Genomic DNA, 13,969 nt, shown 5'->3' with positions numbered 1-13,969 from the left:
AAGGGGCCGGAAGGGGCGGGTGGAAAGAGGGGGGAAGGAGCGGAATGGAGCGGAATCGGGAAGCCATGAAAAAGCCCGCGGTAGCGATACCCGCGGGCTTTTTTGTGGCGAGGACGATTGTCGGGGCGGTGGACGATCTTACGCCTTGCGCGGCGGGAAATCGAAGATCAGGCATGTGGTCGTGGCGTGCGCGTAGAGCGTGCCGTCCGGTCCGACGATGCGGCCTTCCGAGATGCCGATCTGGCGTCCCGTCTGGATCACCTTGCCTTCGGCACGCACGCAGGGCACGTCGCGGGTGAGCGCGCGCACCATGTTCGTCTTGAGCTCGAGCGTGGTGTAGCTGCGTCCGGCGGGCAGCGTCGAGTGGATCGCGCACGCGAGCGCGGAATCGAGCAGCGTGGCGAACCAGCCGCCGTGAATGGTGCCGAGTGGGTTGTAGTAGGGCAGGGCGGGGCGGCCCTGGAAGACGGCGCGTCCGTCGGCGATCTCGATGGCGATGAAGCCGAGCGTCTCGCTGATCGGCGGCATCGGCAGCTTGCCGTCGAACATCGCCTGGAAAATCTCGTTGCCGGACAAGCCCGCGACGTCCGAGGGGGCGGCCACGCCGAAGCGGGCGGGTCCGCCGCGGGCCAGCCGTGCCCGCACGGCGGCTTCGTCGGCTTCCCATCGGGCAAGGACGGCGGCGGCGTCCGGTCGGCTTTGAGGGGCACTTTGCGTCATGACGTCTTCCTCGTAACTTTTATGATGCTAGGAATGTCCGACGATTATAGAAGTTACGGCGCGCGACGGGGTGAGCGGCGTTAGAGGGAAGCGTCGGACGCGCGGGCCGGCCATGGGCGATGGGCGATGGGCGATGGGCGATGGCTTAGGGGGCGTGCATGGCAGCCCGGCACCTCACCGTCCGGCACCGCCAGGCGCCCTCGGCCTCGCCCGGCGCCGAGACCACGGCGCTGTGGGCCTGTCGCCGCTGGCGGTTCAGGCGGCCTGAGCGCGACCTTGCGCCTGCTGACGGCGGTACGTCGCCAACTCGTCGATGGTGAGAATCGGCAGGCCGTGCAACTCGGCGAAGCGCTCGATGTCGGCGCCGCGCGTCATGGTTCCGTCGGGATTCATCAGCTCGCACAGCACGGCGGCCGGCTTGAGGCCGGCGAGAATCGCCAGATCGACCGAGCCTTCGGTGTGGCCGCGCCGGGTGAGCACGCCGCCGGGCTGCGCGCGCAGCGGGAAGACGTGGCCGGGGCGGGAGAGATCGGACGGCTTGGCGTCGTCGGCAATGGCCGCGCGGATCGTCGTGACGCGATCGGCCGCGCAGACGCCGGTGCTCACGCCCTGGCGCGCCTCGATCGTCACCGTGAACGCGGTGCCATGGCGGCTCTGGTTCTGTTCGACCATCGGCGGCAGCTCGAGACGGCGCAGCGTCTCGTCGGGCAGGCACAGGCAGACGATGCCGCTGCATTCGCGGATGAGCATGGCCATCGTGGCCGGCGTGATTTTCTCGGCCGCGACGATCAGATCGGCTTCGTTCTCGCGGTCGAGGTCGTCCATGAGAATGACCGGACGGCCTTCGCGCATGGCTTCGAGCGACGCGGCCAGACGCACCTCGACCGGCGGCAGGTGGGTGAACGCCGGATAGGCGCGCAGGGGATCGGCGGATGCCGGAGCGGCTTGGTTGGCTGAATTGACGGACATGAAACGCTCCTCGCGTAAGTCAAACGGGCGAAAAACGTTTCAGGGCATGCGAACGGACGTGACCACGGAACGGCGTCCCATGGCTCGCGGGTATCGACGCATCTTCTCTCATCCGGACTGTGACCGTCGGCTCTGGCATTTCACCAGATCTGCTGACCCTGCCGGTGTCCGCAACGGGACGGTGACAGGCGCTCGCGGGCTCGTGACGCACACAGCGTGAACCGTGCCGCGTCGCATACCGCCGGTGGGGACTTTCACCCCGCCCTGAAGACGTGTATTGCCGCACGCGTGGCCACACGGTGTCGGGTATCGCATCGTGCGGCGGCCTTGCGTATTCGGCGACGTAGAGCGTAGCACAAGCGGCGGCCAGTCTGCAGCAGAGACTGCGCGCGGTGTACGGGATTGATGCGCCGACGACGAAAACGTCGCGATACCGCGCGGGGCATGGCGACGCTTTTTCGGGGAACGCCCGCCGATGCCGGCGCGGCGGGCGGACCTCAGGCGTTGGTGCCTTTGACCGTGTAGCCGGCGTCGGTGATGGCCGCGGTGACTTCGGCAGGCGAGAGACGGCTTTCGACGTCGACGCGGCCTGCGCCGAGATCGACGTTGACCTTGGCGTTCGCGTCGCGCTCGGTGATCGCGCGGGTGACGGTCTTGACGCAATGGCCGCAGCTCATACCTTCGACTTGCACTTGCATGTTGATCTCCTCGAGAAAGTGTCCGGTTGCCCGGTGGATGGCGGGAGGGGACGGCGTCCGGTTGGGTCCGGTTAGGTCCGGTTGGGTCCGGCTGGAATCCGTGTTGCCCCGACAATTCGATGATAGAGCTTCCCATGGCGGTAAGCTCAAGGACTTTTTTTCAGTCGATTCGCGCTGTTGCTCGGACGCCGCCCAAACCGATACCGGGCGAGCAGGCGTATCGTGAAGCGTATTGAGGCGTATTGAAGCGCATGCAAGCGTGTTGAGGCGCATGGAAGCACATTGACGGCAATGTCGACATCGTCGTCCGTGTCCTCGATTGCGGCGTCTTGTCGCGGAGGGCTTGACCTTCCCGTCATGGCAAGGTCTAAGCTGTGACGCATGATGACAGTCCTCGTGGAGGCCTTTAAATGACTCAGAGCTGGTCGGTCGGTATCGAAGGCATGACCTGCGCGTCGTGCGTGACGCGCGTGGAAAAGGCATTGCGGCGCGCGCCCGGCGTGGCGAGCGCCAATGTGAACCTTGCAACGGAGACGGCGGCCGTGGAAGCGGCTGCCGACGTGGCGCCCGCGGCACTGCTGGGCGCGGTGGAAGCGGCCGTGAACGACGCGGGCTATCAGGTCGCGCAACAGTCGTTCGAGCTGGCCATCGGCGGTATGACTTGCGCCTCGTGCGCCGGGCGCGTCGAAAAAGCGTTGCGCAACGTACCCGGCGTGATCGAGGCCAACGTCAATCTGGCGACGGAGCGCGCAGCGGTGCGGGGCGTGCGCGGCGTGGTCGACGTGGCTGCGCTCGGCGCGGCGGTCGAGAAAGCCGGCTATGAAGCGTCGCCCGTGGCCGACCCGGCGCACGCGACGCCGGCCGGCGATGGGCCGACGTGGTGGCCGGTGGCCGTCGCGGCGTTGCTGTCGCTGCCGCTGTTCCTGCCCATGCTGCTCGAACCGTTCGGGGTGCACGTGATGCCGCCGCCCTGGGTGCAGTGGCTGCTCGCCACGCCGGTGCAGTTCTGGCTCGGCGCGCGGTTCTATCGCGCCGGCTACAAGGCAGTGCGTGCCGGCAGCGGCAATATGGATCTGCTCGTGGCGCTCGGTACGTCGGCCGCCTACGGCCTGAGCCTGTACGAATGGTGGCGCGCGCCTGCGGGCAGCATGCCGCATCTGTATTTCGAAGCGGCGGCCGTCGTGATTACGCTGGTGTTGCTCGGCAAGTGGCTCGAGGCCCGCGCGAAGCGCCGTACCGTCGAAGCGATTCGCGCGCTGGCGGCGCTGCGCCCGGAGGCCGCGCGCGTGCTGGGCGATCCGAACGACGCGACCAGCGAAGCCATGGTGCCGCTGGGGCAGGTGAAGGTCGGCGATTGGGTGGTCGTCCGTGCGGGCGAGCGTGTTCCCGTCGACGGCGTGATCCGTCGCGGTGCCAGTCAGCTCGACGAGTCTCTGCTGACCGGCGAGCCGCTGCCTATTGACAAGGGCGAAGGCGATACGGTGGTGGGCGGCTCGATCAATGGCGCGGGCACGTTGCGCGTGGAGACGACGGCTGTCGGCGCCGATACGGCGCTCGCCCGCATCATTCGCATGGTCGAGGACGCGCAGGCCGGCAAGGCGCCGATTCAGCGCGCCGTCGATCGCGTGGCCGCAGTGTTCGTGCCGGTCGTGGTGCTCATTGCGATCGCTACGGTTGTTGCGGGCTGGGCGCTCGGACTGGGGCTCGAGGCGTCTTTGCTCAACGCGGTTGCCGTGCTGGTCATCGCATGCCCGTGCGCGCTGGGGCTCGCCACGCCGGCCGCGATCATGGTCGGCACCGGCGCGGCGGCGCGGCAGGGCATTCTCATCAAGGACGCCGAAGCGCTGGAGTTGGCACATCGCGTGAACGTCGTCGCGTTCGACAAGACCGGTACGCTCACCGAAGGCAAGCCGCGTCTCGTGGCGCATTTGCCTGCAGCGGGCGTGAGCGCCGACACGCTGCTGCGCTGGGCGGCCGCCGTGCAATCGGGCAGTTCGCACCCGCTCGCCACGGCAGTGACGGTGGCCGCCGACGAAGCGGGGCTGGCCGCGACAATTCCGGCTGCGTCGGACATCGTCGCGTTGCCCGGACGTGGCATGCGCGCGCGTATCGAGATTGCGAACGAGGTCGCGAACGAGGTCACGAACGATGGCGCCGGGGAGGCGAAGGGCGGCAAGCATTTACTGCAATTGGGAAATGCGCGTTTGCTCGAGGAATTGGGCGTGTCGCAGGGAGCGTTGGCGTCGGAAGCCGCTCGACTGGCGGGCGAGGGACGCACTGTGTCGTGGCTCGTCGAGACGGTGAACGGGGGCGAAGAGAGTGGGCGGGGCGAGCCGCGGCTGCTGGGACTGCTGGCCTTCGGCGATACGCTCAAGGCGAGCGCACGGCCGGCTATCGATCGGCTGCACGCGCTGGGCGTGCGCTGCGTGATGGTAACGGGCGATAACGCGGGCAGTGCGCGCGCCGTGGCCAACGCATTGGGACTCGACGAGGTTCACGCCGACGTGCTGCCCGAACACAAGGCCGAGGTGATTGCGCAGCTCAAGCGCGGCGGGGCGGTCGTGGCGATGGTCGGCGACGGCATCAACGATGCGCCCGCACTGGTCGCGGCGGATGTCGGCATTGCCATGGGCTCGGGGACCGACGTTGCCATGCAGACGGCGGGCATCACACTCATGCGCGGCGACCCGCTGCGCGTGGCCGACGCCATCGACGTGTCGCGCCGCACGTGGTCGAAGATCCGCCAGAACCTGTTCTGGGCGTTTGCGTACAACGTGGTCGGTATCCCGCTGGCGGCATTCGGGCTGCTAAGCCCGGTGATCGCCGGGGCGGCGATGGCGCTCAGCAGTGTGAGCGTGGTGAGTAACGCGCTGTTGCTGCGTCGCTGGCGTCCGGCGCAGGATGGCGGCGCCGCCTCGACTGCGGCGGGCGCGTTCGCCGGTGTCGGAGCGGCACCGGCAACCCGTTTGCCCGGGCACAAGGCGAACGGCGCATAATCGAAGTGTGGAGGCGACGCGCGGGACAATGCCGTCCGATGCGTCGCCCGCATCATTCCGACTTGAAAATCGCGGAAAGCGGCCCCATCTAGCGGATATCGTCTGCCTTCCGGCACGGAGTTAATGCTGCCGAACATGAATAGTCTGCACATCGCGAGTTACAACATTCACAAGGGCTTCTCTGCATTCAATCGCTTGCGCGTCCACGAGTTGCGCGCGGGGTTGGAAGGGCTGGCGCCGGATCTGGTTTTCCTGCAGGAAGTGCAGGGCATGCATCAGCGGCACGCAGTGCGGCACACCAACTGGCCGATCCAGCCGCAGCACGAGTTCCTGGCCGGCGCCATGTGGAGCGATCATGCGTATGGGCGTAATGTCGTCTACGATCACGGGCATCACGGCAATGCCATCCTGAGCCGGTATCCGATCGTCAGGTCGGATAACCACGACATCACGACATACAGTTTCGAGAGGCGCGGCATGCTGCATTGCGAGATTGCCGTGCCCGGCCTGAGCCAGCCATTGCATTGCCTGTGCGTTCATTTGTCATTGGCGGGTCCTGGCCGGCGTCGCCAGTTCGAAATGCTCACCGAGCGGGTTGCGCAGGCCATTCCGGACGACGCGCCGCTGATCATTGCCGGCGACTTCAACGACTGGAGCAACCAGGCGGATCGGCTGCTTGCGGAAAGGCTGGCGCTGACCGAGGTGTTTCAGAACAGCGCGGGGCGTCCCGCGCGCAGTTTTCCGAGCGGATTGCCGCTTTTACGACTTGACCGCATCTACGCGCGAGGCTTTCATATTGAAGGGGCGCAAGTTTTACACGGGCGCCCCTGGTCACGGATTTCCGATCATGCGCCGATCAGCGCCCGACTCGTGCTGTCGGACGGCGACCGCGCCAAGATGAACGGTTCGTATTCCCCGTCGTTCAACCCTCGTTCCCCCCAGTGAGGCAGCCATGAACATCGGACAAGCGGCGCAGGCCAGCGGCGTGACGGCCAAGATGATCCGGTACTACGAAAGTATCGGCCTGATGCCCCCGAGCCCCCGCTCCGAGGCAGGTTACCGGCGCTATGGCGAGCAGGATCTCCATCTGCTTCGATTCATTCGTCAGGCGAGGCGCTTGGGTTTTGGTATCGACCAGATCCGTCAGTTGCTGGCGCTCTGGCAGGATCGGGACCGTTCCAGCGCGCAGGTCAAGGCGCTGGCGCAGTCGCACGTCGACGAGTTGAACCAACGCATCGGCGAGCTCGTCGCGATGCGCGATACGCTCTCCCATCTCGCCATGCACTGCCAGGGCGACGATCGACCCGAATGCCCGATTCTCGAAGGGATCGCGGCTGCCGAACTGCCGTGTCACGGGGGTGAGTCGGTGGCGCCGGCGCCCGAACGGTCCGTCGGCGCCGCGGCATCCGGCGCGACACCGCAGCAAACGGCTTCCGGCAATAGCGCTGCGGCCGGACCGGTCGCTGATGGCGACACCCAGGTCCGGCACGCGCCACCGGGCTGATCGCGGCTCCGGGTGGCTGGGCGGGACGTCGGAGCTTACCGGGCCGGATGCGGCAGGCGAGGTGCGAGATTCGCTTCAGCAGGGGCGCGACGGCAGTGCGCGCTCGTGTGCGCCCGAAGACGCGTGAGGCCGACACCCGCAGATCGGGTGATTCACGATGATGCGTCGCAGCAGCGGCGCTTTTTTTGTCCGTGCGATTTTTGATCGGCTTGCGGGGCGATGGGGCGCGAAACCCTGTCGTCGCACATCGAAAAAGTATATCTATTTGATTTTTATGGATCTATTTTGGAATCGTCTGCATTCGAAGTGACGCTCTAGCAGATTTTGTGGGGTTTTTGCATCTCAGGGCTAACCCTTTACGGGAAAACCCTATATAATGCGAAGCACTGCTGCGGTGCAGCACACTAATGAACTGGAGAAACGTCATGTTTGCCGCCCTTTTTGAAGTCGTGAACACTTGGTTTGAAACTGCTGAGCGTCGTCGTCGTGAAGCGTTCCTGGCTGAGTCGAAGGACATCATCGAGCTGGAACAACGTATCCGCGCGCTCGAAACCGCCGGTTACTAAGCAAGTCCCTTCCGGACGAACGGTCGTCGCTGGCGCAATCAGGCAAGTCGATCGTCTTATCGGGCGATTCCCGTCATCGTTGTGATGATGTGCGACGGCGCCCCGCCGTAAGTCCGGATGCCGATCCTCCGTCGTACCCGGGATCGGTTCGCGCAATGGCCCGCCATCTTGGCGGGCTTTGTCGTTTACGCGACACGCTTTGTCGCTTACGGGGCACGCGTCGCTTACGGGGCACGCTTTGTCGTTTACGCGGCGCGCTGGCGGTGTGCTGGCGCGCATGGAAGCCGGCAGCGAGCGCGACACCGCGTGCGTCTCAGGTCGTGCCGGGGATGGATGGGAAGAAAGAGAAGAAAGGGAGAGGGGAGCGGAGACAGGGAGACGGAAGCGCCTCCCGACGAATGGACTCCTGGCGGCGCAACGCGCGGACGCGGCGCGCTCCGGCGCGCTCCGGCGCGTTGCCCAGGGCGGCGGTTAGTCCGTCCCGTACTTCGGTGAACGCGGGCCGTAGAGGATGCCGTTGGGTCGGCCGGCGGACAGCAATCGTGCGCTGGCCGTGCCGGCCACCGTGTAACCGGCGTTCGACACGCTGTTGATGATCTGCTTGACCGCAGCCGTAACGAGCATGCCGATCAGGCCGCCACCGCTGTTGTTATTGCCCCCCTCGTTATTCGACGCACTGGCGGCGCCGCTCCACAGCTTGGCGCCGTTGCGCAGGTCGATGAGCTCGGCTGTCACGGTGACCACCGTCGCACTGTCGACCACCATGTACTTCGTGCCGTACTGCTCGATCTTGATGTAGAGCGCCGCGTCGGCGCCGAAGATCTCGCGCAGCTTGGCCGGGCTCACCTGATGGATGTCGCCGGCAACGGTCAGGCCGTTCTGGCGGAACGACTCGTCGACGAGCGCCACCGGCAGTACGTAATAGCCGGCCTCACCCAGCGGCGCGGTGACTTGCGAGAACACGCTGTAAGTCGCGTCGATGTCCGGCGATTCATTGAGCGGGGGCAGCACCAGAATGGACTTCGGCTTACTCTCCTTGAACGCGGTGTAGTCATACGGCTTGGCCTGATGCACGGCACAGCCGGTCATGACGACGGCCAGCGCCGCGACGCTGATCCATTTGCACAGACGGACGATCATTGCTTGGCCTCCGGGGTCTTGTTCTTGAGCAGAAAGTCGATGTAGCCGGCCGATTCAGGGAACAGTTGCTTCTCGGTCTGGAATTCCTCGACCATCTTGTCCGGCTTGCCGACCGAGGCGTAGAGCAGGCCAAGGTGGGCGTGATAGCCCGGGGGCGCGGCGTTGTTGCCGGCTTTCATCTTCTCCAGATCGCGCTCGAGCACAATGATCTGGGCTTCCTTCGATTCACCCTTGAAGTATTCGTAGACCTGCGGCTGATAGCTTTCCCACGCGTAAAGCGGCTTGTTGGGCGTGGCGCAGCCGGTGAGCAGTACACCGCCGGCGAGGAGCGCGGCGGCAGCACGGCCGATAGAGAACTTGCGGTTCATGGCGATAACGATCCTGATGGGCATGTCGCGCAGCACGGCGCCCGACACGCGAGCGCCGGTCCCGCACTCGACGTGCGGGACCGGCGCGTCGTGCCCGACGCGCTGCGACATGCGCAATATTGGGAAAGGCGAGGCTTACTTGCCGGGCGTCCAGGCACCGCTCTCGATGCCGGCGACCAGGTTGTTCACGGCCTCGCGCATGGCGAGATCGAGCACCTTGCCGTTGAGCGTCGAGTCGTAACCGGCCGTGCCGCCGAAGCCGATCACTTCGCGGTTGGACAGGGCGAATTCGCCCGCGCCACCGCTCGAATAGACGACTTCCGACGTGGCGATGTTGACCACGTTCAGGTTGACCTTGGCGTAAGCGATCTGCTCGCGGCCGCGGCCGAGGATGCCGAACAACTGCTTGTCGCCCACTTCCTTGCGACCGAACTCCACGACGTCGCCGGTGATCACGTAGTCGGCGCCCTTGAGCGTTTGCTGGGTTTTCTTGATGTCGGCTTCCTGACGGATCTCGGCCATGTTGTCGCGGTCGAGCACGTTAAAGCGCTGGGTCTGTTGCAGATGCGTGATCAGGATCGTCTTGGCCTGGCTGCCGAGACGATCGACGTTATCGGAAAAGACGCCGCGCATGTACGCGGAACGGTTGTCGAACTTGCCGACGGCGATCGGTGTGCGTGTGCCGACGTATGGACGGCTGGCGCTTTCGACCTTGGCGACCTGCACGGAACGCGAGCTCTCTGTGGCGCAACCGCCGAGCACGCCGACAGCGAGCATGGCGGCGCTGAGCAGTGCGATGCTGGACTTCTTCTGCACGGTGATACCCCTGTAGATGTTGTGACCCGGCAGGCGGCGACGCCCGGCGGCGCCGTCCTGCTGAGGGTGTCTGATCCCCTTACGGAATACTGCGCTTTTTGACTTGTAAGACCTGGTAAGGGGTGCTGATCTTAGCATGCGGCAGGGGCCTGCGTATGCTCCGGAAAGTCATAGGCCATGCCGTTCTCGCCCTTGGGGGGCGCCGTTCCTTTTCATCAGTCGAGGCCGAAGATCAGCAGCAGATTGGTGGCGGTGATGACCGCGAAGAGCGTCCAGGCCGCGACCTGCGTCGGCCATCTGATGGCATTGCCGCCCATCACGCGCGAATCGCTCACCGAACGGATGAGCGGCCACATCGCGAACGGCAGTTGCAGACTGAGCAGCACCTGACTCCACACGAGCAGCTTGCCCACGGAGCCCTCGCCGAGCCACAGCACGCCGATCAGTGCAGGCACGAGCGCCAGTCCGCGCGTGATCAGCCGTCGCTGGTAGCAAGGAATCTTCAGATGCAGGAAGCCGTCCATGATGACCTGCCCCGCGATGGTGCCGGTGAGCGTCGAACTTTGCCCGGAAGCGAGCAGCGCAATGCCGAACAGGAACGCGGCGGCGCTGCCGGCGATCGGCGTGATGAGCTGGTAGGCCTGCTCGATATCGGCAACGTGAGTCTGGCCGCTCGCGTGAAAGGCAGAGCCGGCAAGAATCAGAATTGCCGCATTCACACACATCGCCAGCATGAGCGAGACCCATGTGTCGATGCGTACCAGTGCGAGGGTGTCGTGGACCTGACCGCGCTTGCCGCCGCTCACGCGGCGCGTCTGTACGACTGACGAGTGCAGATACAGGTTGTGCGGCATGATCGTCGCACCCACGATGCCCAGCGCCAGTACGATGGCGTCGCGCCGGTCGTGGCTCGGCGCGCCGGGCACGAGACCGGCGGCCACGGCGTGCCAGTCGGGCGGCACCATCGCGACTTGCGCGACGAAGCAAAAGGCCATCGTGCCGATGAGCCCGAACACGATGGCTTCGATCTGCCGAAAGCCTTTGCCCTGCAGGCCCAGCACGATCATCGTGTCGAGCGCGGTGAGCACGATGCCCCAGGCGAGCGGCACACCGAGCAGCAGCTTGAAGGCGAGAGCACAGCCGAGCACCTCGGCAATGTCGCAGGCGATGATCGATATCTCGGCGGTGATCCATTGCACGACGCGCCCCGTGCGTCCGTAGCGATCGTAGCTCGCTTGGGCGAGGTCGCGTCCGGCCACGAGGCCGAGCCGGGCGGCGAGCATCTGGAGAAAGATGGCCGCGAGGCTCGATAGCGCCACCACCCAGAGTAGCGCGTAACCGAATTGCGACCCCGCCTGAATGTCCGTGGCCCAGTTGCCCGGATCCATGTAGCCAATGGCCACGAGCAATCCCGGACCGGCAAAGCGCTTGAGTTTCGTCCAGCGTGATTCGCGAGCGTCAATGACGATGCTGCCTTTGACTTCGGCGGGACAGAACGGGGCGGTGGCGGTAGTCGGCAGCGGCATGAAGAGGGGACTGGCTGGGCAGACGAGGAATGACACTCACGGTAGCCGGCCTTGCGGCAAGCCGCAAGCATGGCGTCGCGGCGGAAGTCACGTAAAGTGCGCATGAACTGCTATACTGTACATTCATACAGTATTTGGGTGCACCATGACCCTGTCACTTTCGTCTCTGCCTGCCGGGCTGTGGCGCGCCAGTGAACTGGCGCATTGCCGCCGCGCTGGCCATCGTTCCGGCTTTGCCGCGCTCGACGCCGAGTTGCCCGGCGCCGGGTGGCCGCATGGTGCGGTGACGGAATTGCTAAGCGACCGACCGGGCATTGGGGAATGGCGGCTGCTGGCGCCGGTGCTGCGCGATCTCACCCAGGCGGGCCAGCCGGTGATGGTGATTGCGCCGCCGATGCTGCCGTATGCACCCGCGTTGGCGGGGTGGGGCATCGACCTGCGCTGGCTCAGCGTGGTGGTGCGGCCGGCGCGAAAGATGTCGGGGGCGCCGAAGGCGCGCGGGGAGCGAAGGGAACGGGGGGGCGGCAGTGCGCGCGCCGAGGATCGGGACATGCTCTGGTGTGCCGAGCAGGCACTCAAGAGTGCGTGCTGCGGCGCCGTGCTGGCATGGCTGCCGGCGGCCACGCCCGAGCAGATCCGGCGCTTGCAGGTCGCTGCCGGCGGTGGCCAGACGCTGGCCTGGGTGATGCGCCCGCGCGCGGCGGCGGCCACGGCGTCCGCCGCGCCGTTGCGGCTGGGGCTGAGCGTCGGCCAGGGCAGCCGTCTGGGGGTGCAGTTTCATAAACGGCGCGGGCCGCCCCGGCTCGAGCCGCTCTGGCTGACGCTGCCCGCACCCTATACGCGGGCGTCGCAACCCGCGGCGGGCGTGGCGCGCCGCGACGCACCGGCGCCTGCCACTTCCGTTCCCCCCGTCACTTCCGACTCCTCAGGGGAAGCCCGCCGGGCCGTTTCGAGCCCTTCGTTTTCTGTTTCTGCTGCTGTTTCTGGAGTTGCGCATGGCTTGCTGGATCGCCCTGCACCTGCCGTATCTGGCGCTCGAGATCGCATCGGCGCGCCTGCAGACTGACGCCCCGGGCATGCCCGTGGACACGACGGTCGTGCTGGCGCAGTCGCGTGTGTGGCAGGCGAGCGAGGCGGCGCAGGCCGCCGGCGTGCAATCCGGCATGCGTCGCGGCGGCGTGCTGGCGTTGCTGCCGCAGGCCCGATTTCACGACCGCGACGAAGCCGCCGAGACGCAGGCCCTCGAAGCCCTGGCGCTGGCGCTGCTGCGCTTCGGCCCCGATGTCGCCATCGCCTCGCCGCACTGCGTGCTGCTCGATGCGGCGCCGAGTCTGCGCCTGTTCGGCGGGCTTGCGTCGTTGTGCGCGCAGGTGCTCGAGAGTGCCGAAGCGCTCGGGCATCGGGCCTCGCTGGGCGTTGCCGCCACGGCCAGTGCGGCGGCGTTGCTGGCGCGCGCCGCCAGCGCCGTGCCCCGGCACGTCGATTCCCATGGCCCCGCCCCCTGTCAGTTGCAGGCGGCGATGCAGGCGCGCGCTTCCGATCACCGGGCGCTGGCCGGGATTGCGGTATCCACGGCATCGGGAGTATCAGCGGCATGCACCGCGCCGCGGGCGTTCGCACCCACGTTGCCGCCCTTACCGGCGGATCTGCCGAAGCAACTCGATTCGCTGCCGGTCGTGCTGCTGCCCGAGGCGCAGCCGTGGCTGGACTGGCTCGCGCAGATCGGATGCGCGACGCTGGGCGAATTGCGCGGGCTGCCCACCGCGGGCGTGAGACGTCGTTGCGGGCCGGCGCTGCCGGCCGCGCTTGCCCGCGCCTATGGCGAAGCCCCCGAAGCGCCGGACTGGTATCGCGCGCCGCCGCACTTCGAGGCGGTGTTGCCGTTGCCGTCGCTCACTCACGATATCGAGGTGCTGCTCTTCGGCCTGCGCCGTCTGCTCGCCCAGCTCACCGGCTGGCTCGGCGCCGGGCAGCTTGCGGCCCGCGCGCTGACGCTCGTGCTCGAACATGAGCCCGTTGGCCGGCACACGCTCGCGCCTACGCGCTTGGAGATCCGTCTGGCCGAAGCGAGCGCGGCCCCCGCGCATCTGTTGTCGTTATGCAAGGAGCGGCTGGCTCGCTCGCCACTGGTCGCGCCGGTGCTCACGCTGCGGCTCGACGTCGCGCATACGAGCGCCCACGAGCTGCGCAGCGGCTCGCTGCTGCCCGAGCCGGGACGCGCCCGGCAGGACTTCGTGCAGTTAATGGAACGTGTGGCCGCCCGTCTTGGCGACGAGCAGGTGCTGCGGCTTCAGGTGCGTGAGGATCATCGGCCGGAGCGGGCCTTTGCTAGCGTGCCGTATGGTGCGCCCGGCAGTACCGCGTGCGGCGGGCAGGGCGCGGGCGAGCGCCGCGCCGGATTGCCGCCGCGCCCGGCGTGGCTGCTCGACGCACCGCAGCGCTTGAGCGTGCTGCACGAGCGGCCGTGGCGGCAGGGGCCGCTGCAACTAGTGAGCGGCCCGGAACGCATCGAGGCCGGATGGTGGGAGCCGGGCACCGTCACGCGCGACTACTTCATCGCCGCCGATACCACGGGCGCGTTGCTGTGGGTGTTTCGCGAGCGTCCCGTGCAGGGGGCCGATGCGGCGTGGTATCTGCACGGCCTGTTCGGTTAAGCCGACACACTC

Annotated in this window: 12 protein-coding genes, 1 pseudogene and 1 riboswitch; of the genes and pseudogenes, 6 read left to right on the top strand and 7 right to left on the bottom strand. The window is 66.7% G+C overall.

What is annotated here, in order from left to right; genetic code table 11:
• Window positions 1–138: 138 nt before the first annotated feature.
• The 3 genes from PNO31109_RS08650 to PNO31109_RS08640 form a co-directional block, all read right to left on the bottom strand.
• Window positions 139–720: a PaaI family thioesterase gene (locus PNO31109_RS08650; RefSeq protein WP_150555203.1), complete on the bottom strand. Its 582-nt coding sequence runs from the start codon at window positions 718–720 to the stop codon at window positions 139–141.
• A 255-nt stretch (window positions 721–975) separates the two neighbouring features.
• Window positions 976–1,689, bottom strand: coding sequence for a 3,4-dihydroxy-2-butanone-4-phosphate synthase (gene ribB, locus PNO31109_RS08645; protein WP_150555202.1), 714 nt, complete (start codon window positions 1,687–1,689; stop codon window positions 976–978).
• A 96-nt stretch (window positions 1,690–1,785) separates the two neighbouring features.
• A riboswitch (FMN riboswitch) is annotated at window positions 1,786–1,965 on the bottom strand.
• A gap of 221 nt (window positions 1,966–2,186) precedes the next feature.
• A complete protein-coding gene (locus PNO31109_RS08640) occupies window positions 2,187–2,387 on the bottom strand; it encodes a heavy-metal-associated domain-containing protein (protein WP_150555201.1) in 201 nt (66 codons plus the stop codon).
• A 410-nt stretch (window positions 2,388–2,797) separates the two neighbouring features.
• On the opposite strand from PNO31109_RS08640, the gene PNO31109_RS08635 reads away from it, so the two are divergent.
• From PNO31109_RS08635 to PNO31109_RS08620, 4 genes and pseudogenes are all read left to right on the top strand, one after another.
• Window positions 2,798–5,383, top strand: a complete 2,586-nt coding sequence (locus PNO31109_RS08635) for a heavy metal translocating P-type ATPase (protein ID WP_150555200.1) — start codon at window positions 2,798–2,800, stop codon at window positions 5,381–5,383.
• 135 nt (window positions 5,384–5,518) lie between these two features.
• Window positions 5,519–6,328 carry an endonuclease/exonuclease/phosphatase family protein gene (locus tag PNO31109_RS08630; RefSeq protein ID WP_150555199.1) on the top strand — a complete coding sequence of 270 codons (810 nt, stop codon included), beginning with the start codon at window positions 5,519–5,521 and terminating at the stop codon, window positions 6,326–6,328.
• Window positions 6,329–6,335: 7 nt separating this feature from the next.
• Window positions 6,336–6,716 (top strand): annotated as a pseudogene (cueR, locus tag PNO31109_RS08625) (Cu(I)-responsive transcriptional regulator); the annotation flags it as partial.
• Between the two features lie 596 nt (window positions 6,717–7,312).
• A complete protein-coding gene (locus tag PNO31109_RS08620) occupies window positions 7,313–7,453 on the top strand; it encodes a DUF3563 family protein (RefSeq protein ID WP_072617503.1) in 141 nt (46 codons plus the stop codon).
• Window positions 7,454–7,924: 471 nt separating this feature from the next.
• Here the strand turns inward: PNO31109_RS08620 and PNO31109_RS08615 are convergent, their stop codons facing one another.
• The 4 genes from PNO31109_RS08615 to PNO31109_RS08600 all read right to left on the bottom strand — a co-directional run bounded on the left by PNO31109_RS08615 (window position 7,925) and on the right by PNO31109_RS08600 (window position 11,303).
• Window positions 7,925–8,593 (bottom strand): DUF799 domain-containing protein, encoded by a 669-nt coding sequence (locus PNO31109_RS08615; RefSeq protein WP_174966334.1) that lies wholly within the window; start codon window positions 8,591–8,593, stop codon window positions 7,925–7,927.
• Window positions 8,590–8,961, bottom strand: coding sequence for a DUF4810 domain-containing protein (locus PNO31109_RS08610; protein ID WP_150555342.1), 372 nt, complete (start codon window positions 8,959–8,961; stop codon window positions 8,590–8,592). The genes PNO31109_RS08615 and PNO31109_RS08610 overlap by 4 nt, the downstream gene beginning before the upstream one ends.
• A gap of 135 nt (window positions 8,962–9,096) precedes the next feature.
• Complete coding sequence (locus PNO31109_RS08605; protein WP_241014180.1) at window positions 9,097–9,738, bottom strand: CsgG/HfaB family protein; 642 nt, start codon at window positions 9,736–9,738, stop codon at window positions 9,097–9,099.
• A gap of 254 nt (window positions 9,739–9,992) precedes the next feature.
• Complete coding sequence (locus PNO31109_RS08600; RefSeq protein WP_150555196.1) at window positions 9,993–11,303, bottom strand: Nramp family divalent metal transporter; 1,311 nt, start codon at window positions 11,301–11,303, stop codon at window positions 9,993–9,995.
• A gap of 145 nt (window positions 11,304–11,448) precedes the next feature.
• On the opposite strand from PNO31109_RS08600, the gene imuA reads away from it, so the two are divergent.
• Entirely contained in the window at window positions 11,449–12,369 is a 921-nt protein-coding gene (gene imuA, locus PNO31109_RS08595; protein ID WP_150555195.1) for a translesion DNA synthesis-associated protein ImuA, read from the top strand.
• A complete protein-coding gene (locus PNO31109_RS08590; RefSeq protein WP_150555194.1) occupies window positions 12,299–13,957 on the top strand; it encodes a Y-family DNA polymerase in 1,659 nt (552 codons plus the stop codon). Before imuA ends, PNO31109_RS08590 begins: the two co-directional genes overlap by 71 nt.
• Window positions 13,958–13,969 lie beyond the last annotated feature (12 nt).

The organism is Pandoraea nosoerga, assembly GCF_902459585.1.
GTDB lineage: Bacteria > Pseudomonadota > Gammaproteobacteria > Burkholderiales > Burkholderiaceae > Pandoraea > Pandoraea nosoerga.
This window is presented reverse-complemented; position numbering and strand designations above follow the sequence as displayed.

Coding starts and splice junctions, on each gene's coding strand:
- PNO31109_RS08650 (WP_150555203.1), bottom strand. CDS start 720: ATGACGCAAAGTGCCCCTCAAAGCCGACCGGACGCCGCCGCCGTCCTT.
- ribB (WP_150555202.1), bottom strand. CDS start 1,689: ATGTCCGTCAATTCAGCCAACCAAGCCGCTCCGGCATCCGCCGATCCC.
- PNO31109_RS08640 (WP_150555201.1), bottom strand. CDS start 2,387: ATGCAAGTGCAAGTCGAAGGTATGAGCTGCGGCCATTGCGTCAAGACC.
- PNO31109_RS08635 (WP_150555200.1), top strand. CDS start 2,798: ATGACTCAGAGCTGGTCGGTCGGTATCGAAGGCATGACCTGCGCGTCG.
- PNO31109_RS08630 (WP_150555199.1), top strand. CDS start 5,519: ATGAATAGTCTGCACATCGCGAGTTACAACATTCACAAGGGCTTCTCT.
- PNO31109_RS08620 (WP_072617503.1), top strand. CDS start 7,313: ATGTTTGCCGCCCTTTTTGAAGTCGTGAACACTTGGTTTGAAACTGCT.
- PNO31109_RS08615 (WP_174966334.1), bottom strand. CDS start 8,593: ATGATCGTCCGTCTGTGCAAATGGATCAGCGTCGCGGCGCTGGCCGTC.
- PNO31109_RS08610 (WP_150555342.1), bottom strand. CDS start 8,961: ATGAACCGCAAGTTCTCTATCGGCCGTGCTGCCGCCGCGCTCCTCGCC.
- PNO31109_RS08605 (WP_241014180.1), bottom strand. CDS start 9,738: ATGCTCGCTGTCGGCGTGCTCGGCGGTTGCGCCACAGAGAGCTCGCGT.
- PNO31109_RS08600 (WP_150555196.1), bottom strand. CDS start 11,303: ATGCCGCTGCCGACTACCGCCACCGCCCCGTTCTGTCCCGCCGAAGTC.
- imuA (WP_150555195.1), top strand. CDS start 11,449: ATGACCCTGTCACTTTCGTCTCTGCCTGCCGGGCTGTGGCGCGCCAGT.
- PNO31109_RS08590 (WP_150555194.1), top strand. CDS start 12,299: ATGGCTTGCTGGATCGCCCTGCACCTGCCGTATCTGGCGCTCGAGATC.